The organism is Streptomyces sp. G45, assembly GCF_049542095.1.
In the GTDB taxonomy this organism is placed as follows: domain Bacteria; phylum Actinomycetota; class Actinomycetes; order Streptomycetales; family Streptomycetaceae; genus Streptomyces.
In genome coordinates this window covers 3,400,188-3,422,431 of record NZ_JBMUZU010000001.1, presented here as the reverse complement: position 1 = coordinate 3,422,431, position 22,244 = coordinate 3,400,188, and the positions used below count along the sequence as shown (strand labels likewise).

General features: G+C 71.3%; 18 protein-coding genes and 2 pseudogenes. 12 read left to right on the top strand and 8 right to left on the bottom strand.

Annotated elements, in window-relative coordinates; genetic code table 11:
* Window positions 1-312 precede the first annotated feature (312 nt).
* Both ACOBQU_RS13780 and ACOBQU_RS13775 read left to right on the top strand, forming a co-directional pair.
* The gene (locus tag ACOBQU_RS13780) at window positions 313-978 is read left to right on the top strand and encodes a DUF1707 SHOCT-like domain-containing protein (protein WP_423627031.1); all 666 of its coding nucleotides are present in this window, start codon (window positions 313-315) and stop codon (window positions 976-978) included.
* 181 nt (window positions 979-1,159) lie between these two features.
* A complete protein-coding gene (locus tag ACOBQU_RS13775) occupies window positions 1,160-1,561 on the top strand; it encodes a WhiB family transcriptional regulator (protein ID WP_423627029.1) in 402 nt (133 codons plus the stop codon).
* A 163-nt stretch (window positions 1,562-1,724) separates the two neighbouring features.
* On the opposite strand, the pseudogene glpX reads toward ACOBQU_RS13775, so the two are convergent.
* Window positions 1,725-2,758 (bottom strand): annotated as a pseudogene (gene glpX, locus ACOBQU_RS13770) (class II fructose-bisphosphatase).
* Window positions 2,759-2,908: 150 nt separating this feature from the next.
* Between glpX and ACOBQU_RS13765 the strand changes: the two are divergent.
* Entirely contained in the window at window positions 2,909-3,460 is a 552-nt protein-coding gene (locus tag ACOBQU_RS13765; RefSeq protein WP_423627027.1) for a DUF4245 domain-containing protein, read from the top strand.
* Between the two features lie 149 nt (window positions 3,461-3,609).
* Here the strand turns inward: ACOBQU_RS13765 and ACOBQU_RS13760 are convergent, their stop codons facing one another.
* From ACOBQU_RS13760 to ACOBQU_RS13745, 4 genes are all read right to left on the bottom strand, one after another.
* Window positions 3,610-4,200 carry a malonic semialdehyde reductase gene (locus ACOBQU_RS13760; protein WP_423627025.1) on the bottom strand — a complete coding sequence of 197 codons (591 nt, stop codon included), beginning with the start codon at window positions 4,198-4,200 and terminating at the stop codon, window positions 3,610-3,612.
* 179 nt (window positions 4,201-4,379) lie between these two features.
* Entirely contained in the window at window positions 4,380-4,685 is a 306-nt protein-coding gene (locus tag ACOBQU_RS13755; protein ID WP_423627023.1) for an exodeoxyribonuclease VII small subunit, read from the bottom strand.
* A 9-nt stretch (window positions 4,686-4,694) separates the two neighbouring features.
* Window positions 4,695-5,909: an exodeoxyribonuclease VII large subunit gene (xseA, locus tag ACOBQU_RS13750; protein WP_423627021.1), complete on the bottom strand. Its 1,215-nt coding sequence runs from the start codon at window positions 5,907-5,909 to the stop codon at window positions 4,695-4,697.
* Window positions 5,910-5,949: 40 nt separating this feature from the next.
* Complete coding sequence (locus ACOBQU_RS13745) at window positions 5,950-7,278, bottom strand: APC family permease (RefSeq protein ID WP_423634452.1); 1,329 nt, start codon at window positions 7,276-7,278, stop codon at window positions 5,950-5,952.
* A gap of 176 nt (window positions 7,279-7,454) precedes the next feature.
* Here ACOBQU_RS13745 and ACOBQU_RS13740 point away from each other — a divergent pair, with 176 nt between their 5' ends.
* Both ACOBQU_RS13740 and ppgK read left to right on the top strand, forming a co-directional pair.
* Window positions 7,455-8,447, top strand: coding sequence for a 4-hydroxy-3-methylbut-2-enyl diphosphate reductase (locus tag ACOBQU_RS13740; protein WP_423627019.1), 993 nt, complete (start codon window positions 7,455-7,457; stop codon window positions 8,445-8,447).
* Window positions 8,448-8,503: 56 nt separating this feature from the next.
* Window positions 8,504-9,262, top strand: coding sequence for a polyphosphate--glucose phosphotransferase (ppgK, locus tag ACOBQU_RS13735; protein ID WP_423627017.1), 759 nt, complete (start codon window positions 8,504-8,506; stop codon window positions 9,260-9,262).
* Between the two features lie 4 nt (window positions 9,263-9,266).
* Here the strand turns inward: ppgK and ACOBQU_RS13730 are convergent, their stop codons facing one another.
* The gene (locus ACOBQU_RS13730) at window positions 9,267-10,007 is read right to left on the bottom strand and encodes a DUF6542 domain-containing protein (RefSeq protein WP_423627015.1); all 741 of its coding nucleotides are present in this window, start codon (window positions 10,005-10,007) and stop codon (window positions 9,267-9,269) included.
* A gap of 225 nt (window positions 10,008-10,232) precedes the next feature.
* On the opposite strand from ACOBQU_RS13730, the gene ychF reads away from it, so the two are divergent.
* From ychF to ACOBQU_RS13705, 5 genes and pseudogenes are all read left to right on the top strand, one after another.
* Entirely contained in the window at window positions 10,233-11,321 is a 1,089-nt protein-coding gene (ychF, locus tag ACOBQU_RS13725) for a redox-regulated ATPase YchF (RefSeq protein ID WP_423627013.1), read from the top strand.
* Between the two features lie 202 nt (window positions 11,322-11,523).
* Window positions 11,524-11,796: a hypothetical protein gene (locus ACOBQU_RS13720; protein ID WP_423627011.1), complete on the top strand. Its 273-nt coding sequence runs from the start codon at window positions 11,524-11,526 to the stop codon at window positions 11,794-11,796.
* Window positions 11,778-12,041 (top strand): annotated as a pseudogene (locus tag ACOBQU_RS13715) (DNA-binding protein); the annotation flags it as partial. The gene ACOBQU_RS13720 and the pseudogene ACOBQU_RS13715, both read left to right, overlap by 19 nt.
* 117 nt (window positions 12,042-12,158) lie before the next feature.
* Window positions 12,159-15,503, top strand: coding sequence for an AAA domain-containing protein (locus ACOBQU_RS13710; protein ID WP_423627009.1), 3,345 nt, complete (start codon window positions 12,159-12,161; stop codon window positions 15,501-15,503).
* A 525-nt stretch (window positions 15,504-16,028) separates the two neighbouring features.
* Complete coding sequence (locus ACOBQU_RS13705) at window positions 16,029-17,231, top strand: amidase family protein (RefSeq protein WP_423627007.1); 1,203 nt, start codon at window positions 16,029-16,031, stop codon at window positions 17,229-17,231.
* Window positions 17,232-17,292: 61 nt separating this feature from the next.
* On the opposite strand, the gene ACOBQU_RS13700 is transcribed toward ACOBQU_RS13705, so the two are convergent.
* Together ACOBQU_RS13700 and ACOBQU_RS13695 are read right to left on the bottom strand one after the other, a co-directional pair.
* Window positions 17,293-18,564, bottom strand: a complete 1,272-nt coding sequence (locus ACOBQU_RS13700; RefSeq protein WP_423627005.1) for an MFS transporter — start codon at window positions 18,562-18,564, stop codon at window positions 17,293-17,295.
* Window positions 18,565-18,821: 257 nt separating this feature from the next.
* Window positions 18,822-19,436 (bottom strand): malonic semialdehyde reductase, encoded by a 615-nt coding sequence (locus ACOBQU_RS13695; protein ID WP_423627003.1) that lies wholly within the window; start codon window positions 19,434-19,436, stop codon window positions 18,822-18,824.
* A 345-nt stretch (window positions 19,437-19,781) separates the two neighbouring features.
* Between ACOBQU_RS13695 and ACOBQU_RS13690 the strand changes: the two genes are divergently transcribed.
* Window positions 19,782-20,291 (top strand): MarR family winged helix-turn-helix transcriptional regulator, encoded by a 510-nt coding sequence (locus ACOBQU_RS13690; protein WP_423627001.1) that lies wholly within the window; start codon window positions 19,782-19,784, stop codon window positions 20,289-20,291.
* A gap of 333 nt (window positions 20,292-20,624) precedes the next feature.
* A complete protein-coding gene (locus tag ACOBQU_RS13685) occupies window positions 20,625-22,217 on the top strand; it encodes a S8 family serine peptidase (protein WP_423626999.1) in 1,593 nt (530 codons plus the stop codon).
* Window positions 22,218-22,244: the final 27 nt, after the last annotated feature.

Genomic DNA, 22,244 nt, shown 5'->3' with positions numbered 1-22,244 from the left:
CCGTGGGTGGTGCCCGCCGCTGCCGCGGCGGGATCTCTCCCGCCCGTCCGTGCGGGGCCGTGCGAGGTGGGCGCTCCTCGTGGCGGGTTGCCCGCCGTCGGCTGCCAGCGGGCCTGGCGCGGGCGGTGCGCGCAAGCGGAAGCGCATGGGGTGGGTGGGCGGGAAGTCCCCGCCGCGGCAGCGGCGGGCCGGAAGCGCAACGGGCCCGGGGCGCCGGAAGGGGGGCGGGGCGCCAAGGGGCGCCCCGGAGTCTGCGGAGAGCCCCCGGCTAGGTCTGGTCGCGATCTATCGCGTTTCGGTACGCTGACCCCCGTGGACCTAGAGAAGCGTTCCCAGCCCCCCGCCGGAAAGGCGACCCCGCTGCGCGCCTCGGACGCCGACCGGGACCGCGCCGCCGAGATCCTCGCGGAGGCGCTCGCCGTGGGCCGCCTCGATCCGGAGGAGCACAGCGAGCGGATCGACGGGGTCTACAAGGCGAAGACGCTGGCGGAGCTGGAGCCGTTCGTCGTGGACCTGCCCGCCCCGGGCGAGCGGGCGCCGTCATTCGAGAAGTCCCCGGCGGACTCGGGCCCGGCCGCCTTCCCCGAGACCGCCGACGAGACGCTGCACGCGGTCTTCGGCGACGCGATCCGCAAGGGCCGCTGGCGCCCCGGCCGCCGCACGCACGCGTACGCGATCTTCAGCGACGCGGTCATCGACCTCAGCGAGGCCGTCTTCGAGCACCGGCACATCATGGTCAAGAGCTTCGCGGTCTTCGGCGACGTGCGCATCCGCGTCCCGGAGAACGTGTCGCTGCGCGGCAGCGGCACGGGAATCTTCGGCACGTTCGAAGTGGACACCCTCGAATCCCAGGACCACGACGCCCCCGTGGTGCATGTGGCGGGCTTCGCGATCTTCGGTGACGTCAGGGCCCGCCCGAAGCGCGGCAAGCTCATCCGTGACCTGCGTGGTTATCTCCGGAGGAAACTGGAGGGCTGACCCGGGCGGCGCACGCCGGCGCGCGGCGGCGACGACACGGCGGCGACGGGTTTCGGCCAGGCGCCCGACGCGGAGGGAATCCCGACTTCCGTACGCGGGGACTCAGTGCATAGGCCCGCACACAGCGGGTAGAGCTTGGTGCATCGTCTCTCGCTCGCGAAGCCGTCGTCAGGAGTAGACCGTGCTGCAACCGACGCATCAGTCCCTGGTCGCCGCCGTCCCGGCCGATGGGGCCTCCGCCGCACGAGCGCAGCCTGCGTGGGGAAGGGTGCCAGCGCGCGAGCGGGACCAGGACAACCCATGGCATTCGGACGCCGTCTGCCGTCGCGACGAGGCCGGTCTGTTCTTCGCCCCCTCCAAGGAGCCGACGGCCGCCCGGCTGTCCCGCGAGGAGGCCGCGAAGCGGGTCTGCGCCCGCTGTCCCGTGATGGTCGAGTGCCGCGAGCACGCACTCCTCCAGCCCGAGCCGTACGGCGTGTGGGGCGGCCTGACCGCCGCCGAGCGCCGCGTGGTCCTCGCCCGGCGCCGCCGGCGCGACCTGGAGCTGAAGAAGGCCGCCAGGGCGGTCGCCGCGGCGGGCTAGCCACCCGCTCCCCGTACGAGCCGCCTCGCACGCCTCCCTCGTACACCTCCTCGTACGACCCCTCGTACGACCCCGCTCTTCGTACGACGACGGGGGCGCTCCCCGCACGGAGCGCCCCCGTCGTCGTACGCGGCCCGGGCGGGCCGCCCGGTGAACCGGGCCGCTACTTGGCGCGGTCGAAGTCGATCGCGCTGTACGCGCGCAGCTTCGCCAGCCGGTGGTCGGAGTCGATCTTCCGGATCGTGCCGGACTTGGAGCGCATCACGAGCGACGACGTCGAGGCGGTCTCCGCGCGGTAGCGCACGCCCTGGAGCAGTTCGCCGTCGGTGATGCCGGTGGCCACGAAGAAGACGTTGTCCCCGCTGACCAGGTCGCCCGTGGTGAGCGTGCGGTCCAGGTCGTGGCCCGCGTCGAGGGCGCGCTGACGCTCCGCGTCGTCCTTGGGCCACAGCTTGCCCTGGATGACGCCGCCCAGGCACTTGATGGCGCAGGCGCTGATGATGCCCTCGGGGGTGCCGCCGATGCCCATCAGGAGGTCGACGCCGGTGCCCTCGCGCACGGCCATGATCGAACCGGCCACGTCGCCGTCCGAGATGAACTTGATGCGCGCGCCGGTCTCGCGGATCTCCTTGACGATGCCCTCGTGGCGCGGGCGGTCCAGGATGACGACCGTGACGTCCTCGGGGGTGGACCGCTTGGCCTTGGCGACACGGCGGATGTTCACCGACACCGGGGCGTTGATGTCCACGTAGTCGGCGGCCTCGGGGCCCGTGACCAGCTTGTCCATGTAGAAGACGGCCGACGGGTCGAACATGGTGCCGCGGTCGGCGGCGGCGAGGACCGCGATCGCGTTCGGCATGCCCTTGGCGGTGAGGGTGGTGCCGTCGATCGGGTCGACGGCGATGTCGACCTCGGCGCCCGTGCCGTCGCCGATGCGCTCGCCGTTGAAGAGCATCGGCGCCTCGTCCTTCTCGCCCTCCCCGATGACGACGACGCCGTTCATCGAGACGGTGGAGACGAGGGTCCGCATGGCCCGGACGGCGGCGCCGTCCGCGCCGATCTTGTCGCCGCGGCCGACCCAGCGGCCCGCGGCCATGGCGGCGGCCTCGGTGACCCGGACGAGCTCCAGGGCGAGGTTGCGGTCGGGGGCCTCGGGGAGACCTCCAACTCGGACGGCAGGGAGTGATGCTCGGTCATCGAGACGCACCTTCCTGATACGACGACGGCCGGATGAGGGTGATGCCCTTGACTCTATCCGCAGGTCGGCAGGATGAGCAGAGGGCCCCACGGATGAGCGGAGCGGGGCTGCCGTCGGGCCGGACCCGGGCACCTGCGACGATAGGGGGCGTGGCAGGCAGAACCGGCAAGCAGACCGTGCGGAACATGCTGCTCTCGATGGCCGTCATCGGCCTGGTCGTGGCAGCCGTCTACGTCTTCATCCCGCACGACGAATCCAAGGACCCGGTCAAGCGGGTCGACTACCGCGTCGAGCTCCTGACGGCCCGGCGGGCGGCGGCGTACCCGGTGGCGGCCCCCAAGGGCCTGCCCAAGGAGTGGAAGCCCACGTCGGTGCGGTACAACGGCGCGGCCCACGACAGCTGGCACCTGGGCTTCCTCGACCCGAAGGGCGAGTACGTGGCGGTCAAGCAGTCCACGGCCAAGCCGACGGAGTTCATCGAGGAGGCCACCCAGCGGGCCGAGAAGACCGACGCCACGCAGGAGATCGCGGGCAGGACGTGGCAGCGCTACAAGGGCGCGCGCTACGACGCGCTGGTCCTGCGCGAGAAGGGCGCCACCACCGTCGTCCTCGGCACGGCCCCCTTCGACCGCCTGGCTGCGATGGCGGAGGCGCTGGAGATGAAGCGCACGCCGGTGAACGCGGGCGCGGAGAACGGCTGAGCCGCCGTCCCCTCCCGAGCACGGTCAGAGGCCCCCGGCGTGTGCCGGGGGCCTCTGGTGTGCGGTCCCGGGGGTTTTTGCGGCCCCCGCGCGGACGGTGCGTGTGTGCCTGCGCGGACGGCGCGTGCCGTGGCTGCGCGGGCCGTGGCTCAGACGGTCGTGATGACCTGGTCGTACTCCAGGCGCGGGGAGCGCGGGAACCAGGCGTCGTCGCCCGGCTTGCCGATGTTGACGACCATCAGCGGGGTGTGGTCGGTGTCCAGGAACTCCTTCTGCACGCCCGCCGGGTCGAAGCCGGTCATCGGGCCCGCGGCCAGACCGGCGGCGCGGATGCCGACGATGAAGTACGCGGCCTGGAGGGCGGCGTTCAGGCCCGCGGCCTGCTCGCGCACCGGGCGCTCCGAGAAGAACGCGTCCTTGACGCCCGGGGCGTGCGGGAAGAGCTGGGGCAGCTCCTCGTGGAACTCGTTGTCCGCGGAGAGGATCGCGACGAGCGGGGCCGTCAGGGTCTTCGGGCGGTTGCCCTCGGCCATGTGCTGGACCAGGCGCTCGCGGGCCTCCTGGGAGCGGACCAGGGTGACGCGCAGCGGGGACTGGTTGAAGGCCGTCGGGCCGAACTTGACCAGGTCGTAGATCGCCTGGACCTGCTCGTCGGTCACCGGCTCGTCGGTGAAGGTGTTCGCGGTGCGGGCCTCACGGAAGAGCAGGTCCTGGGCGGCGGGGTCAAGAACGAGGGACATCTCTTTCAACCTTCTCGATACGTCAGGGAGGCGGGGTGCCTGAGTGGCGCCCCGGGGACGGCCAACAGGGACGACAGTACGCCAATGAGGTTCAAAGTTCAACTAAACCGGGGGTGTGGTGATCCGCTTCACAGCCTCCGTGCGCGATCTGCGCCGGGGCGGGGCAGCCGGGCGCGCCGTCAGGCGTCGGCGGCGCCGTCCGCGCCGCCCGTGCCGCCAGAGCTGTCCGGGCCGTCCCCGGCCCCGCCCTCGTCCCGTGCGAGCGCCGCGTCCAGGCGGGCCCGCGCCCCGTCCAGCCAGCGGCGGCACACCGCGGCCAGCTCCTCGCCCCGCTCCCACAGGGCCAGGGACTCCTCCAGTGAGGTGCCGCCCGCCTCCAGGCGGCGGACCACCTCGATCAGCTCGTCCCGCGCCTGCTCATAGCCGAGCGCGTCCGCCGCGCCCGGCCCGCCCCCGGTGGCCCCGGCTTCCGTCTTGCTGGTCATGCGCCCACCCTAGATGTCGACTCGTACCGTGAACTCGCCCTCGGCGACCCGGGCGCGCAGCTCCTCGCCGGGCTCCACCTCGGCGGCGGCCCGGACGACGGCGCCGTCCTCCCGCTTCCTCTGGAGCACCGCGTACCCGCGCTGGAGGGTCGCGGCGGGGGAGAGGGCCACCACGCGCGCGTGCGTGTGCGTCAGCTCCGACTCCGCGCGGTCCAGGAGATGGCGCAGCGTGCGGCGCGCGCGGTCCACGTACGCCGTGACCTGCTCCTCGCGGTCCTCGACCATGCGGTGCGGGTGCTCCATGGAGGGGCGGGCCAGGGCGTGCGCCAGGCCCCGCTCCTCGCGGTCCAGGAACGCCTCCACGCTGCGCCGCGCGCGGTCCCGCAGGAACGCCACGCGCTCGTACTCCTCGCCGACGTCCGGCACGACCCGCTTCGCGGCGTCCGTGGGCGTCGAGGCGCGCAGGTCCGCCACATAGTCCAGGAGCGGGGTGTCCGGCTCGTGGCCGATCGCGGAGACCACCGGCGTGCGGCACGAGGCGACCGCGCGCACCAGCTGCTCGTCGGAGAACGGCAGCAGGTCCTCCACGCTGCCGCCGCCGCGCGCCACGATGATCACGTCGACCCCGGCGAGCGCGTCCAGCTCCTTGACCGCCTGCACGACCTGCGGGACCGCGTGCACGCCCTGCACCGGGACGTTGCGCACCTCGAAGCGGACCGCGGGCCAGCGGTGCCGCGCGTTCTCCAGGACGTCGCGCTCCGCCGCCGACGCGCGGCCGCAGACCAGGCCGATCAGCTGCGGCAGGAACGGCAGCGGCCGCTTGCGGTCCGCGGCGAACAGGCCCTCCGCCGCCAGCGACTTCTTCAGCTGCTCAAGCCGGGCGAGCAGCTCGCCCACGCCCACCGGTCTTATCTCGGCCGCGCGCAGCGACAGCTGGCCGCGCGGGGCATACCACTCGGGCTTGGCGTGCACCACGACGCGGGCGCCCTCGGAGACGACGTCCGCGACCGCGTCGAACACCTGGCGGTAGCACGTCACGCTCACCGAGATGTCGTGCGACGGGTCGCGCAGCGTCATGAACACCACGCCCGCGCCCGGGCGGCGCGAGAGCTGCGTGATCTGCCCCTCCACCCAGACCGCGCCGAGACGGTCGATCCAGCCCCCGATCAGACGGGAGACCTCGCCCACGGGGAGGGGAGCGTCGGCGGACGTGTTGAGACCCATGCCGTGAGACTAGCCGCCGGCACTGACAGCGCCGCCGGTGCTACGTCCCGTCAGCCGGGGCCCGGCGCACCCCCTGCACCACCAGCACCACGAGCCCCACCGCCAGCCACACGGCGCCCACCACCTGCGCCGTCCCCGAGGCCTCCACGATGACCGCGATCACGATGGCCGCGCCGAGCGCCGGAACCAGCAGGTGCCGCCACCAGCTGACCGGACCCCCCGCGCGCCGCACCACGAACCAGCCGACCACGCTCGCGTGCAGCAGCGCGAACGCCGTCAGCGCGCCGATGTCCACGACCGACACCAGATGGTCCATGCCGTCGTCCCGCCGGGCCGCCCACACGGCCGCCACGAGGGTCACCACGGCCGCGCAGAGCAGGGCGACGCGCGGCGTCCCGGACTCCGTACGGGACAGCGCCCGCGGCAGCCGCCGCCCCCGGGACATCGCGAAGAGCAGCCGCCCGGCCGCGGCCTGCCCGGCCAGCGCCGCGAACGCCGCGCCGATCGCCTTGCTGACGGCCACCAGGTCGTGCAGCCAGGTCCCGACGGAGGCGTCCACGGCGCTGTAGAACGCCGAGCCCTGCTGCCCGGGGTCGGCGGCGAGGTCCGCCGACGACACCGGCGTCAGCAGCGCCACCAGGTACGTCTGCGCCACGAACAGCACGCCCGTCAGGGCCAGGCAGAACAGCACCGCCCGCGCCACCTTCGCCGACCCGCCGGTGACCTCCTCCGCGAAGGAGGCGATGGCGTCGAAGCCCAGGTACGACAGGACCGCCACCGACACCGCGCCCACCACCGCGGACAGCGCGAACGCGCCCTGCGAGCCGTCGCCCGAGAACGGCGACAGCCAGCCCCGCTCCGCCCCGTCCCGCGCGAGCACCACCAGGGCCGCCACCACGAAGACGACGAGCACCACGATCTCCATGGCGAGCACCGCGAAGCCGACCCGCGCCGCGGGCCGCACCCCCCACAGGTTCAGCGCCGTCGTGATCACCACCGCGATCGCCGTCCACACCCACCGGGACACCTCCGGCACCAGCTCGTGCATGGCGATCCCGGAGAACAGATACGCCACGGCCGGGATCAGCAGGTAGTCCAGCATCGCCATCCAGCCCGCGACGAAACCGGCGCCGTTGCCGAGCCCCACCCGCGCGTACGCGAAGACGGAGCCCGCCTGCGGCACCACCCGCACCATCTGCGCGTAGCTGAACGCCGTGAACGCCATGGCGACCGTGGCCACCACGTACACCAGCGCCACCGCGCCGTGGGACTTCGCGTCCAGCGTTCCGAAGACGCCGACCGGCGCCATGGGGGCGATGAAGAGCAGGCCGTAGACGACGAGGTCCCGGAAGCCGAGACTCCGTCGCAGGCCGTCCCCTCCGTAGCGCCGGGGGTGCCGGGGCCGCCGCCCCCGTCGCCGTCGGACGGGAGGGGCGCATTCGTGGTGTGGGCGGACATCGTGCCTCCGGGTGCATCCGCTGGTCGCGCACTGGCTCCCAGTCTCCCCACAGAAGCGATCTCTGACCTCTCGTGCGCGGCCTTACGATGGGCCCTATGACTGCAACGCCTGGCTCCCGCCGTGTCCTGCTCGCCGCTCCCCGTGGCTACTGCGCGGGCGTGGACCGTGCCGTGATCGCCGTCGAGAAGGCCCTGGAGCAGTACGGGGCCCCGATCTACGTACGCCACGAGATCGTCCACAACAAGTACGTCGTACAGACCCTGGAGCGGAAGGGCGCCATCTTCGTCGAGCGGACGGAGGAGGTCCCCGAGGGGTCCATCGTGATGTTCTCCGCGCACGGCGTGGCGCCGACCGTGCACGAGGAGGCGGCCGAGCGCAAGCTCGCCACCATCGACGCCACCTGCCCCCTGGTCACCAAGGTCCACAAGGAGGCCGTGCGGTACGCCAAGGAGGACTTCGACATCCTCCTGATCGGCCACGAGGGGCACGAGGAGGTCATCGGCACCTCCGGAGAGGCGCCCGACCACATCACCCTGGTCGACGGCCCGGGCGATGTGGAGAAGGTCGAGGTCCGCGACCCGGACAAGGTCGTCTGGCTCTCCCAGACCACCCTCTCCGTGGACGAGACCATGGAGACGGTCGACGCCCTGAAGGGCAAGTTCCCGAACCTGCTCTCGCCCCCCAGCGACGACATCTGCTACGCCACGCAGAACCGCCAGCTCGCGGTCAAGCAGATGGGCGCCGAGGCCGACCTGGTCATCGTCGTCGGCTCGCGGAACTCCTCCAACTCCAAGCGGCTCGTCGAGGTCGCCAAGCTCGCCGGGGCGCAGGCCGCCTACCTGGTGGACTTCGCCTCCGAGATCGACGAGGCCTGGCTGGAGGGCGTCTCCACCGTCGGCCTCACCTCCGGGGCATCCGTGCCCGAGGTGCTGGTCGAGGAGGTCCTGGAGTGGCTGGCGCAGCGCGGCTTCGAGGACGTCGAGATCGTCAAGGCCGCCGAGGAGTCGATCACCTTCTCGCTGCCGAAGGAGCTGCGCCGCGACCTGCGCGCGGAGGCCGCGGAGCTGTCCCGCCGCTGACCGCGCCCGCCGCGGCCGGGCGGTGGCTGTCAGAGGCTGCCCGTACCGTGGAGTCCATGCAGATCTTCGGTGTGGACATCGGCGGATCAGGGATCAAGGGCGCGCCCGTGGACCTGGACCGCGGAGACCTGGCACAGGAGCGCCACAAGGTGCTGACGCCGCACCCGGCCACGCCCGAGGGCGTGGTCGAGTGCGTGCGCGAGGTCGTCGAGCACTTCGGCTGGACCGGCCCCGTCGGCGCCACGTTCCCCGGCGTGATCACGGACGGCATCGCCCGCTCGGCGGCCAACGTCGACAAGAGCTGGATCGGTACGGACATCAGCGGCCTCGTCTCCGAGCGCATAGGCGGCGCCCCGGTGACCGTCCTGAACGACGCCGACGCGGCGGGCGTCGCGGAGATGCACTTCGGCGCGGGCCGCGGCCGCACGGGCACGGTCATCGTGCTCACCCTCGGCACGGGCATCGGCAGCGCCGTCTTCACCGGCGGCCGCCTCGTGCCGAACACGGAGCTGGGCCACCTGGAGCTGGGCGGCCACGACGCGGAGAAGCGCGCCTCCTCCAGGGCCCGCGAGGACGAGGACCTGAGCTGGGAGCACTGGGCCCGCCGCGTCCAGAAGTACCTGGCGCACGTGGAGATGCTGTTCTCCCCCGAGCTGTTCATCATCGGCGGCGGCGTCAGCCGCAAGGCCCACAAGTTCCTCCCTCTCATCAAGGGAATCGAGGCGGAACTGGTCCCGGCGCAGCTGCAGAACAACGCGGGGATCGTGGGGGCGGCGATGGCGGCGAGCAGCGGACCAAGCCCGTCCGGCGCCTAGGGGGCTATAGCCCGTCCGGCGTTTGAGGACGAGCCGCGAAGCGGCAACAAGGGCGGGGTGCCAGGGGCGGCAGCCCCTGGTTTCGGTGAAGGGGCGGGCCTGGGGCGCCCCCGCGAGGCCCCGCGCCCCCCGCTAGGCCACCGCCCCCCGCCGCCCCGCCGCCCCGCGACGACGCCGCCGCGCCATCAGCCGAAGCTTCCGCACGGTCACGATCGACCCGGCGACCAGCGTCCCCCGTACAACCACCCGGCATGCAGCGCCAGCGACGTGAGCAGCCCCACCAGCTGCCCCCGAAGCCCCCCGCCCCCTCGGCGATGGGCAGGATGCCCGCCGCGAAGGCGATCGGCACGCACACGGGCGCGGTCACCAGGTCCGCGGGCCGCACCCACAGCGCGGTGAGCGCGCTCACGGGCAGGAACAGCACCCCGTACGCGACCGGCGACCCACCGAAGAGCAGCCGCAGCAGACAGGCCAGCAGGAACATGACCGCGACGGCGAAGAGCCCGCCGCCGAGCCCGGTGAGCCGGGGGTTCGGCATGCGGCGCAGCTTGCGGTACAGCGGCATCCGGCTCAGCGCGCGGTACAGCGGGGTGCGGCGCAGGGCGCGGCCGAGCGGGGTCGGGGCCGGACGGGGACGGGACGCGGCCCGGTACACCGTCGCCGACTCCGCGGGGCTGCCCTGCTCGGGCAGGGGCGGAGTGCGGCGCGGCCGGGCGCTCGGGGGACGGGTCCTGTGTTGCTCCACTGGACCAACCTAGGTCGGCCAGGCCGGGGAACCCGGACTGGGACACGCGTTTTGGCCGAGCTTGGCCGAGCGTTCGACGGTAAGGCGGTACGCGGGCGGGGCGGCGGGGCCGCCACACCGTAGACTGGGGGATCGCGCCGCAGGCGCCGAGGACTCCCCGAGGGGCCCCTGACCCCCCTCGCGCCCCTCCAGCCCACCCAGCCCTCACGTACGGGAAGTCGCAACGTGTCGCTCACGATCGGAATCGTCGGTCTGCCCAACGTCGGCAAGTCGACCCTGTTCAACGCCCTGACCAAGAACGACGTCCTTGCGGCCAACTACCCGTTCGCGACGATCGAGCCGAACGTGGGCGTCGTCGGCGTCCCGGACGAGCGCCTCACCAAGCTCGCCGAGATCTTCGGCTCCCAGCGCATCCTCCCGGCGACCGTCGACTTCGTCGACATCGCGGGCATCGTGCGCGGCGCGAGCGAGGGCGAGGGCCTGGGCAACAAGTTCCTCGCGAACATCCGCGAGTCCGACGCGATCTGCCAGGTCATCCGCGCCTTCAAGGACGAGAACGTCGTCCACGTCGACGGCAAGGTCTCGCCCAAGGACGACATCGAGACGATCAACACCGAGCTGATCCTCGCCGACCTCCAGACCATCGAGAAGGTCCTGCCGCGCCTCCAGAAGGAGTCGCGGATCAAGAAGGACATCGCGCCGAAGGTCGCGGCCGTCGAGGCGGCCAAGGAGATCCTGGAGGCGGGCCAGACCCTCTTCGCGGCGGGCTACGCCCAGGGCACCGACAAGACCGAGCTGCTGCACGACCTCCACCTCCTCACCACCAAGCCCTTCCTCTACGTCTTCAACGTCGACGAGGACGAGCTGACCGACGACGCCTTCAAGGCCGAGCAGCGCGCCCTGGTCGCCCCCGCCGAGGCGATCTTCCTCAACGCCAAGCTGGAGGCGGACCTCGCCGAGCTCGACGAGGACGACGCCCTGGAACTCCTCCAGTCCGTCGGCGCCGAGGAACCCGGCCTCGCCACCCTGGCCCGCGTCGGCTTCGACACCCTCGGCCTCCAGACCTACCTCACGGCAGGCCCCAAGGAGTCCCGCGCCTGGACCATCAAGAAGGGCGCCACGGCCCCCGAGGCGGCCGGTGTCATCCACACCGACTTCCAGAAGGGCTTCATCAAGGCCGAGGTCATCTCCTTCACCGACCTGGTCGAAACGGGCTCGGTAGCCGAGGCCCGAGCAGCGGGCAAGGCCCGCATGGAGGGCAAGGACTATGTGATGCAGGACGGGGATGTGGTGGAGTTCCGCTTCAACGTGTAGCGGCTGACGTATCACCACCTCACTGATCTTGCAAGCATACGGTTCAGAAGGGGCCCGGCTCTTCGGAGTCGGGCCCTTTGTTCTTTCCCATGCTGGGATGGGGTGAGGGTACCCGTGCCGCTATTCAGGGAGCAGGTCGCTGCCCGAGCCGTGAATGCAGTGAGACATGGCACTTTTCCTACTCGTGCGACGCAATCGAGGTATGGCTGAGACGGCGTACGGCATCGGGGAAAGGCCTGCGCCGCGGGTGAGTCTGTCGCGTCCTGAGGGGGCCGCGGAGGCGATTCGGGCTCGGGTGGGTAAGCGGGAGTTCTCCGCGTTCATCGCCGAGGCGGTCGAGCGTGAGCTGCGCGGGCAGGTCTTGGACGAGTACCTGGCGGACTACGAGAGCCGCAAGGGCCCGGTCTCCGGGGTGGCTCGTCAGCGGGCGCGGCATGTGTTCGCCGAGGAGGTCGAGTGGCCCGCCGCAGGCTGAGCCACGAGGAGACGCTGGTTCTCGACAGTGAGGGACTTTCGAAGCTGCTCGCCGACGACGAGCAGGTGGTGGCGCTGATCGCCGAGGCGCGCTCGCGAGGCATGGAGGTCGTGATCAGCGCGCTCACCCTTGCCGAAGCCGTCCACACCCGTACGAACAAGTCCCGCCTGAGATGGGTCCTTTCCGGGCTGCGGGTCGTCCCGGTCGGTGACGAGGAGGCGAGGGCGGCCTCGAAGTTGCTGATGCGGCTAGTGGGCGTCTGAACGCCTCTAGCCCCGGTGCTGCCTTCCGGCCGAGACCGCAAGCACGGGACTTGGACGCCGTACCTTGGCAGGATTGCCAGTGGTGAACGCGAATCGGGAATGATACCACTGATCAAGGTCCGGGCAGTGCGGTTTGAGCGGGGGAACGTGGGCTGGCAGGAAGAAGTCGTCTCGGCGCTGGACGCCTGGCTGGCACACGAGGGCGTAGCTGCTCGCGAGCCACGATGGCGTCCCCTGGGGCGAGCGGTGCGGGGCCGGAAACCTGGGGAGTACGTAGTCGACGTGCGCGGGTCCGAAACCGGGACGGACCAGCTCCAGGGGGACAGCCTGCGACTGGCCGGACTTGATGAGAGCGACATCGACGCAGGTCACTCCGTGCTCGACGTGTACAAGGACGGCACCGCGCTTCGCGTGCGTGTTCCGGAGTTCGCAGACCCTGCCGATCCCTGTCTGTGGATGAAGCCGCAGCCCACCGGTTTCCTCGTCAAGGCGCTGAGGGAAGGCGTGGCCTCGCTCACCGATGCTCCGCTGGCCCATCTTATGGCCCGAGGCGAGGCGGGCACGGGACGGCTTGCTGCCATTGGACTGCCCCCCGGCACGCTCTTGCCCGCCCAGGATCGGGCCTATCGGGCATGCATGGGGGAGGGTCTGTGGCTGGTGTGGGGGCCGCCGGGTACTGGCAAGACCACGGTTCTCAAACGTGCCATCAGCGATCTCGTTGCCCGGGGGAAGCGGGTCCTGTTGGTCTCGGCCACCAATATCGCTGTGGACAACGCCCTGTGGGGCGTGGTCAAAGAGCGACGGCATGGTGGTGGCGAGCTCGTCCGCGTGGGGCCGCCTCACCTGAGGGAGATCGCGGAAGACGCGAGTGTCTGCCTCACGCTGATGGTGCGCCACCGATTGACCGAAACCGATGAGCGTCGCCGTGCTGTCGCCGCTCAGCTGGTTGAGGCTCGGGAGCGGGCCCGGCAGTTGGAGGAGCTGGAGCGGGGCCTTGTGGACTTCGACGCTGTGGCGTACGCCGCTGACCGTGTCCGACTCGACGATCCTGCCCGAGCCTCCACGGCGTTGGAGCAGACGCGCGATCAGGCACGCCGGGATGCCAAGGACGCGGAGGACACTGTCGAGCGGCTGGAGCGGTCCCGCCAAGCCGCGTTTGACGCGGTGAGGGTGACGAAGCAGGCTCAAGCTGACTGGAAGTCGTACGACGAGCATCAGGAGGCCCTGGACCGACTCCGTCGGGCAGTGACCGACTTGGAGGCGAAGGCACTCGTCGCCGACGGGGAGTGTGTGGCGGCTCAGGAGCTCGTGGACGGACTTGAACAGCTGAAGGGCTTTGCGAGGCGCCGGGCGAAGCGGGAACGGGAAGCTGCGCGCAGTCGACTGGAGACAGCGCGCGCTGACGCGCACCAGGCCGGTCAGAAGGCGGTGGACGCCCGGTCGGTCCTGGCCCGGCAGGAGGACGCCATCGTGACTCGGCTGGCGGAACTCGGGGCTCGGATTCCGTTCAGCAAGCAGGAAATCGCGCTCCGGCAGTGGAGTCTGCAGAAGGTGGACAAGGCTCTGGAACAGGCCCGGCGACACCATCTGGCGGCGGACGCCACCCTGGCCGTTCTCACCAGGGAACTTAGGCTGTCCCAAGCGGCTGAAACTCGTATCGAGGAGGCCGACCGACTCGGCTACCCCCGACGCCATGCACAGGTGGCGGAGCTGAAACCTCGGGTGGCGGAGGACAAGGAGCACCGGCCGACGCTGGAACGCCGACATCGCGTACTCCAGGAGGAGTACGACAAGCTTGCGCGTGACGCCCAGGGCGAGATCATTCGCGGTGCCAAGGTTGTTGCCACTACCCTCGCACGGTTCCGGACCACGAAAGCGGTCTTCGAGGGTGAATACGACGTTGTCCTGGTCGACGAGGCCGGGGCCGCGCCCCTGCCCGAGGTCCTCCTGGCCGTAGGGAAGGCGAAGACCACCGCGGTCCTCCTTGGGGACTTCATGCAGCTCGGTCCCGTGCTACCGCAACTCGACGGAAGCAAGCGGCCCGATGTCGCCCGTTGGATCCTGCGCGAGGTCTACGAGCACTTCGGTATCGAGTCCCCTGCGGCGGCCGTGAATCACCAAGGTTGCGTCGTACTGGATGTCCAACACCGCTTCGGCCACGATGTCATGCGTCTGGCGAACTCACTCGCCTACGACGGCGTGTTGAAACCCGGCCCAAGTATCGAGCAGCGCGCAGCGCGGCGCGCCTCGGACGACCCCGAGATCGTGATCGTCGACACCGACGGGCTGCTCAACCTCGCCCAGGTCCACCGCACTGGCCGTCGAAAGGGATGGTGGCCAGCTGGCTCCCTGCTCGCACGAGCCCTGATCGACCTGCACAGAGAGGACGGTGAGGAGGCCGGTGTCGTGACGCCGTATCAGGTACAGGCCGAAGCCACCTTGGAGGCGCTCCGGGACAACGAGGGCGCCAGCAGTCGGCTCGCCGAAGTCGGAACGGCTCATCGTTTTCAGGGCCGCGAGTTCCCCGTAGTCATCTTCGACACAGTGGAGGACGACTACGGTGACGGCCTCTGGATATCCCGGGCGTCTAGGGCTCCTGGAGCATCCGTCTGGGAGCGCAATGGGGTACGACTCTTCAACGTCGCCGTCACCCGCGTTCAGACCAGGCTCTATGTTGTCGGAAGCCGAAGGCGCATTCTCGCTGCGGGTGAGCAGACCGCCATGGGCAGGCTTGCTGTCCTCATCGGCGACCGACGCGTCCGCACGGTTCCGGCCGCTCAGCTGATCGCCCCCGGCGAGCGGCGGGACATTCCTCTCGGTCCGTTCGGCACGCGTCTTGCCGATGTCCTCTCCCGCCATGTCGAAGTCTCCGACGTCGACGACGAGATCTCGTTCTACGAGACGTTTGCCGCACGGCTGGCCGAAGCGCGCAATTCCTTGTGGATCTGGTCTCCATGGACTGCGAAGCGTCTCATCGGGCTGTTGCCGGTGCTGGACGAGGCTGTGCGCCGAGGAGTGCGTGTAACGGTCTTCGTCCGTGATCCCTACGACACAGGCCAAAGGAAACAGGCCGACTTGGTCAGGCAGCTTCGGGCAGTGGTGCAGACGGTCGTCCCCGTCAACGTAATGCACCAGAAGATCGTCGTAATCGACGAGCACACGGTGCTGCTGGGTAGCCTCAACTCCCTCTCGCAGAGCCGCTCACGTGAGGTCATGCTGACCATCAGGGGTGGCCACTTCGCACGCAAGATCCTGGCTCACGAGCATGCGGAGGACTTTGCCAAGCCTCCTCGGTGCGATGCATGCAAGGGGGACGAAGTGGACCTGCGCCGCCGGGCCGACGGTTCCTGGTACTGGCGATGCTTCAATCGGATATGTCCAGCGAGGCGAGGTAGCCGGGCGTGGGAGAAGGCTGTTCGTCTTAAGTCGCGGGCGCGGCGTTAGCTGGTTCAACCTCAACTAGGACATTGGCATCGTCGATGGACGCCTTCATGGTGTGGGGAAACCGGAGACGAACAGACGGGCATTCGTGCACTGGCGCCCGCGGATGTCGGATAGTGGTCTCGGTCTCGAAGTCTCTTGTGCTTTGTCGAAAAACCCGTGCTGGGACGCGCCCGCGAACCCTCAGGACAGACTGGTTGTGGTGGAGTTCCGCTTCAACGACTGAACGGAGTGCCGGGTGTCGGGCGGTCCCTTCGGTGTGTGCGGGTGGTGTTGACGTGCTCGTGTCCCGCCTCCAGCGTGGTGCCCCATGGGTGAGGACGATCTCTGCTTTCTGGATGCTGTGGGGCTTGCTCGGATGGTGCGGGAGCGGGTGGTGTCCGTGCGGGAGGTGGTGGGGGCGCATCTGGGGCGGGTTGAGCGGGTTGGGGCGTTGGTGAATGCCGTGGTCACCGTGGATGGCGAGGGGGCCGTGGCGGCGGCGGGGCGGGCCGATGAGCGGTTGGCTCGGGGGAGGCGGTCGGGCCGTTGCACGGGTTGCCGGTGGCGTTCAAGGACACGCATCTGACGCGGGGGATGCGGACCACGCTGGGGTCGCCGGTCTTCGCCGAGCAGGTGCCGGACGAGGACGAGCTGGTCGTGGCGCGGCTCCAGGGCGCGGGGGCGGTGCGGATGGGGAAGACCAACGTGCCGGAGTTCGGCGCCGGGTCGCACACCTTCAATCCCGTGTTCGGCGCCACCCGCAACCCGTACGACCTCCGGCGCTCCGCGGGCGGCAGCAGTGGCGGCGCGGCCGCCGCGCTCGCCGCGGGGCTGCAGCCGATCGCCGACGGCAGCGACATGGGCGGCTCGCTGCGTAACCCCGCCTCGTTCTGCAACGTCGTCGGGCTCCGTACGACGCCGGGCCGCGTCCCCTCGTACCCCACCGTGAACGTCTGGGACACCCTCACCGTTCCCGGGCCCCTGGGCCGTACCGTCGCCGACGTCGCGCTGCTGCTGTCCGTCATGGCCGGGCCCGATCCGCGGTGTCCGCTGTCTTTGGAGACGCCGTCTCCCGACGCCTTCCGCGCGCCCCTGGAGCGCGACACCCGGGGGCTGCGGGTCGCCTGGGCGCCGGATCTGGGCGGGCGCGTTCCGGTCGACCCCGACGTGCGGGACGTCCTCGGGCGGCAGGGCGCCGTCTTCGAAGCGCTGGGGTGGCGGGTCACGGAGGACTGCCCGGACCTGGACGGGGCCGACGCCGTCTTCCGTACGCTGCGGGCGCGGGCCTTCCACTTGTCGCTCGGGGCGGTGCTCGACGCCTTCCCCGGCCAGGTGAAGGCGACCGTCGTGCAGAACGTGGAGGAGGGGCGGCGGCTCACCGCGGACGACATCGCGCGGGCCACGGCCGAGCACACCCGCATCCTGCTCGCCGCGACCGCGTTCTTCCAGCGGTACGACGTGCTGCTCGCGCCCGTCAGCCAGGTTGCCCCCTTCGACGTGGACCTGGAGTATCCGACCGTCGTCGACGGGCAGCGGCAGGAGTCGTACATCGACTGGATGCGGTCCTGCTCCTGGCTTTCGCTGCTCGGCGCGCCCGCCCTGTCCGTGCCCGCCGGGTTCACGGCGGACGGGCTTCCGGTGGGGCTGCAGATCGTGGGGCCGCCACGGGCGGAGCGGGCCGTGCTCGAGGTGGGGGCCGCGTTCGAGGCCGCCACGGGGTGGGGGCGCAGGCGGCCGCCCCTGCGCTGACGAGGGGCAGGCCCCCGCCGGGGGCGGGGGCCTGCGGGCGTCCCGGGCCGGTCAGGGGGCGCTAGCCCAGGACGAGCAGGGTGGCGATGCCGGGGCCGAAGGCGCCGCCGAGCTGGTAGCTGAGGGCGAACAGGCCGATCGCGGTGGGGCGTTGGGCGTCCGTGGCGGCGGAGGCCGCGTGCACCGAGAGGGTCGCGTTGGCGCCCGTCGCCGTGAAGGCCGCCGCCCCCGCCGCGAGCAGCAGCAGCGGCCCCGAGACGGCGAGTGCCGCGGTGGCGGCCGCCGTGGCGCCCACCGCGACCAGCACCGCGCGCACCGCCGTGCGGCCGAGCCGGACCGAGGCCGCGGCGAGCAGCCAGGACGCCGCGGACGCGACCAGCAGCGTCACCAACTGCCCCGTGCTGATGGCGCCCTTCGACCAGCCCGCCCGGTCCTGGAGCAGCCGCGGCACCGCGAACAGGAGCGTGAAGTACGAGGTCGAGAGGGTGACGCCGAGCGCCGCGGAGGCCAGGAAGAGCGGGGAGCGCAGCAGCCGCGCCGGTACGAAGCCGTCGGGGCGGCGGCGGATGTGCAGGGCGAGCAGCGGCACGGACACCAGGGCGGCGGTGACGGCCGCCAGCGGGCTGGTGGGCAGCAGGATCAGGGCGGTGGCCAGGGCGATGACCAGCGTGGCGCCGCGGGCGTCGAAGCGGCCCCGCGCGGCGGCCGGTTCCCGCCTGGCGTACCGCGCGACCACGGGCACCGCCAGCACCCCCACCGCCGAGACCGCGAGCGCGAGCCGCCAGGACACGGCGTCGGTGAGCGTCGCACCGAGCAGCGGGCCCATGGCGCCGAGGACGCCGAACCCGGAGCTGATCACGCCCATGCGGCGGGCGCTGCCCGCGAGGTTCATCGCGATGGCGACCAGGCCCGCGCCGCCGAGCGACTGCGCCGCGCGGCCGACGAGCGCCACCGGCAGCCAGGGCGCGAGGGCGACGAGCGCGGTGCCGCCGAGGACCAGGGCCGTGCTCAGCCGCAGCACGGGAGCGGTGCCGCGCCGCCGCAGCAGCCCGGCGAGCAGCGGGGTGCCCGCCGCCATCGCCCACGCGAACGCGGTGACCAGCCAGGTCGCGGTGGCCGTCGCGACTCCCAGGGAGCGCGCCATGTCCGGCAGGATCAGGACGGGCGCGTTGGCCCCGGCGGCCACCGGGGCGGCCAGCAGGGCCAGCCAGACGATGGGGACTTGGCGGGGGGCTTCTTCGGAAGGGCGGGGGGCTTCTTCGGAGTGGCGGGGGGTCTCTTCGGAGTGGGGTGCGCTGGTGGTGGGCGTGAGCGCCGCGAGTGCGGGTGGCATGGGTGCCGTGGGCGGCGTGGGTGCGGCTGACGGCGTGCGGCCGGTGGGCGCGGCAGGCGCGGCTGCGGTGGACATGGGAACCCCCTGAAGTGAGTGGTGTGCGGCGGCCGGTGACGGCGGCGGACGCGCTGCGTGCCGTGAGCGCGGTCCTCGGCGGTGGCCTGGCGGCAGCGCGCCGGTGGCGCCGGGCGGGTGGTGGCGGTGACGGCGGTTGTACCCCGGGTGTGCCGCCGCCGCGGAACCCCGGCCGTCCGGGCTCAGACCGTCGTGACGACGTCGGCGTACGGCAGCCGCGGCGAGCGCGGGAACCAGGCGTCGGGGCCCGGCCTGCCGATGTTGACCACCATCAGCGGCTCGTGGTCGTCGTCCAGGAACTCCGCGCGCAGCCCGTGGGCGTCGTACCCGGTCATCGGGCCCGCCGCGAGGCCCGCGGCGCGGACGCCGACGATGAAGTACGCGGCTTGGAGCGCGCCGTTGAGCAGCGCGGACTGCTCGCGCACGGCGCGTTCGGAGAAGTACGTCTCTCCGGTGCGGGGCGCGTGCGGCACCAGGCGCGGCATCTCCTCGTGGAACTCGTGGTCGGTGGCGAGGATCGCGACCAGCGGCGCGGTCGCCGTCTTCGGCCGGTTGCCCTCGGCCATGTGCTTGAGCAGGCGCTCGCGGCCCTCCTGCGTACGGACGAGGACGACCCGCAGCGGCGACTGGTTGAACGCCGTCGGGCCGTACTTCACCAGGTCGTAGATCGCCTCCACCTGGGCGTCGGTCACGGGCTCGTCGGTGAACGTGTTCGCCGTGCGGGCCTCGCGGAAGAGCAGGTCCTGGGCCTCGGGGGAGAGGGCGAGGCGGGCGGCGGGCTCGGAGGTGGCGGTCACGACTGTGCTCCTGTTCGTTGCCTTCAGCCGCGCTGTCCGCAGGTCCGCTGTCCGCAGGTCCGCTGTCCTCAGGCTCACTGCCTTCAGCTTCGCTGCCTTCAGGTTGGCTGTCTTCAGGTTGGCTGTCTTCAGGCTGACTGTCTTCTGGTTCGTCTTCTCAAGAGTGAGAGTTTCAACGTTGAGATAAAAGCACCCGCACTCGTTCAACGTCAAGTGTCTTAACATTGAGAAGATGCTCGTTGAGAGTGTGAAGGCAAGGGTGCGTGGCCGGAGCGCGTGAAGCCGACGGGCACGAAGCCGGACAGCGTGGAGACCAGCGTGGAGACCAGAGGGAGAGTGACCGGCATGAGCGACGCCGTGGACGCCATCGTCGAGCAGTGGGAGAAGGAGCGGCCCGACCTGATCGACCGCCTCTGGCCGGTGGAACTGCTCGCCAGGGTGCAGCGCATGAACCGCGTCCTGGAGCGCGAGATGAAGGCGTTCTGCGCGGCGCACGGGGTGGAGAACAACGGGGAGTTCGACGTCCTGACGACCCTGCGCCGCTCGGGCCCGCCGTACGCCCTGACGGCTGGCGCGTTCCTGAAGGCGGCCATGGTGACTTCCGGCGCGATCACCAACCGGATCGACCGGATGGAGGCGAAGGGCCTGGTGGAGCGCGTCCGGGACGGCGCCGACCGGCGCACCGTCAAGATCCGGCTCACCGACCGGGGCAAGGAGGTCACCGACCGGCTGATGGACGAGCACCTGCGCAACTACGCACGCCTGGTCGACGGGCTCGACCCCGAGGAGTGCGCGCGGGCGGCGGGACTCCTGCGGGCCTTCCTGGAGCAGCACGGCGACACGTCGATCACGTGACCCGGCGGCCGGGCGTGGCGGCCGGACGGGGTGGCCGGACGGGGGGTGAGCGCGGCGGCCGCGCCGCGGGTGCGGCCGCCCCGGTCCCGGTGTGATGCCTGGACATGGCATCGACATGGCAATCGCGTTACGTCCGAACTCGCCTCTTGTGGGATGCCCCGGGATCGGTCAACCTTTCGTCGGCGACGGAGAGTTGAACGGTGATCGACTCACCGTGGGTATGGCGTCCTTGCATTGTCATGCCCATGACTATGCGGTCCCGGGTCCGATCCCGTCCGGAACTCCCCGTCGCAGCCCCCACCAGCGCACCACTGATTGAGGAGGACCCCTCAGATGGCAGTGACGCGTCACAACCGCCGAAGACTGTCGGGCGCGGGCACCCTCGCCCTGACCGCGGCGACGGCCGTCGCCCTCGGCGTCGTCTCCGCCCTTCCCGCGAGCGCGCAGCCACAGGCACCACAGGCGGGAGAAGGCCGGATCGAGTACGCGGGCGCCGCGAACGCGGTCGCGGACAGCTACATCGTCACGCTGGACAAGGATGCCGCGAAGGCGGACTCGGCCAAGGGCCGGGCCCTCGCCAAGGAGTACGGCGCCGAGATCGAGCGTACGTACAAGAAGGTGCTGAACGGCTACGAGGTGCACGCCTCCGAGGCCGAGGCGAAGAGGTTCGCCGCGGACCCGGCGGTCGCGTCCGTCGTGCAGAACCGCACCTACACCGTGGCCGCGACCCAGACCAACCCGCCGTCCTGGGGCCTGGACCGCATCGACCAGCGCAACCTCCCGCTCGACCAGAAGTACACCTACCCGGACAAGGCCGGTGAGGGCGCCACGGTCTACGTCATCGACACCGGCGTCCGGATCAGCCACCAGGACTTCGGCGGCCGCGCCTCCTACGGGTACGACGCGATCGACCAGGACAACACCGCGCAGGACGGCCACGGTCACGGCACGCACGTCGCGGGCACCGTCGGCGGCATCGCGCACGGCGTCGCCAAGAAGGCCAAGATCGTCGGCGTGCGCGTGCTCAACAACCAGGGCTCCGGCACCACCGCCCAGGTCGTGGCGGGCATCGACTGGGTGACCCGGAACGCGGTCAAGCCCGCCGTCGCCAACATGAGCCTCGGCGGCGGGGCCGACAGCGCGCTCGACACGGCCGTGCGCAACTCCATCGCGGCGGGCATCACCTACGCCGTCGCCGCGGGCAACGAGACCACCAACGCCTCGACCCGCTCGCCCGCCCGCGTCACGGAGGCCATCACCGTCGGCGCCACCACCAACACCGACGCGAAGGCCAGCTACTCCAACTACGGAAGCGTCCTCGACCTGTTCGCGCCGGGCTCGAACATCACGTCCACGTGGAACACCGGCGACTCGGCGACCAACACCATCTCCGGTACGTCGATGGCCACGCCGCACGTGGCGGGCGCCGCGGCCCTGTACGTCGCCGAGAACCCGTCGGCCACCCCGGCCCAGGTCTCCCAGGCCCTGGTGAGCGCGGCCACCCCGAACGTCGTCGGCAGCCCCGGCACCGGCTCGCCCAACCGCCTGCTGTACGTGGGCGGCGGCGGCACCAACCCGCCGGGGCCGAAGTTCGAGAACGGCGCGGACTTCGCGATCACCGACAACGCCACGGTCGAGTCGCCGGTCGAGGTCACCGGCGTCCCGGGCAACGCCCCGGGAACCCTCGGCGTGCCCGTCGCCATCAAGCACACGTACGTGGGTGACCTGAAGATCGAGCTGCTCGCCCCCGACGGCACCGCGTACGTGCTCAAGGACTTCGGCGTGGGCGGCAGTTCGGACGACATCAACACCTCGTACACGGTGAACGCGTCTTCGGAGACGGCCAACGGCACCTGGAAGCTGCGGGTCACCGACAACGCGGCGCAGGACGTCGGGACGCTCGACTCCTGGGGGCTCCAGTTCTGAAGCACCGGCCCCATGATCCGTCCGTAC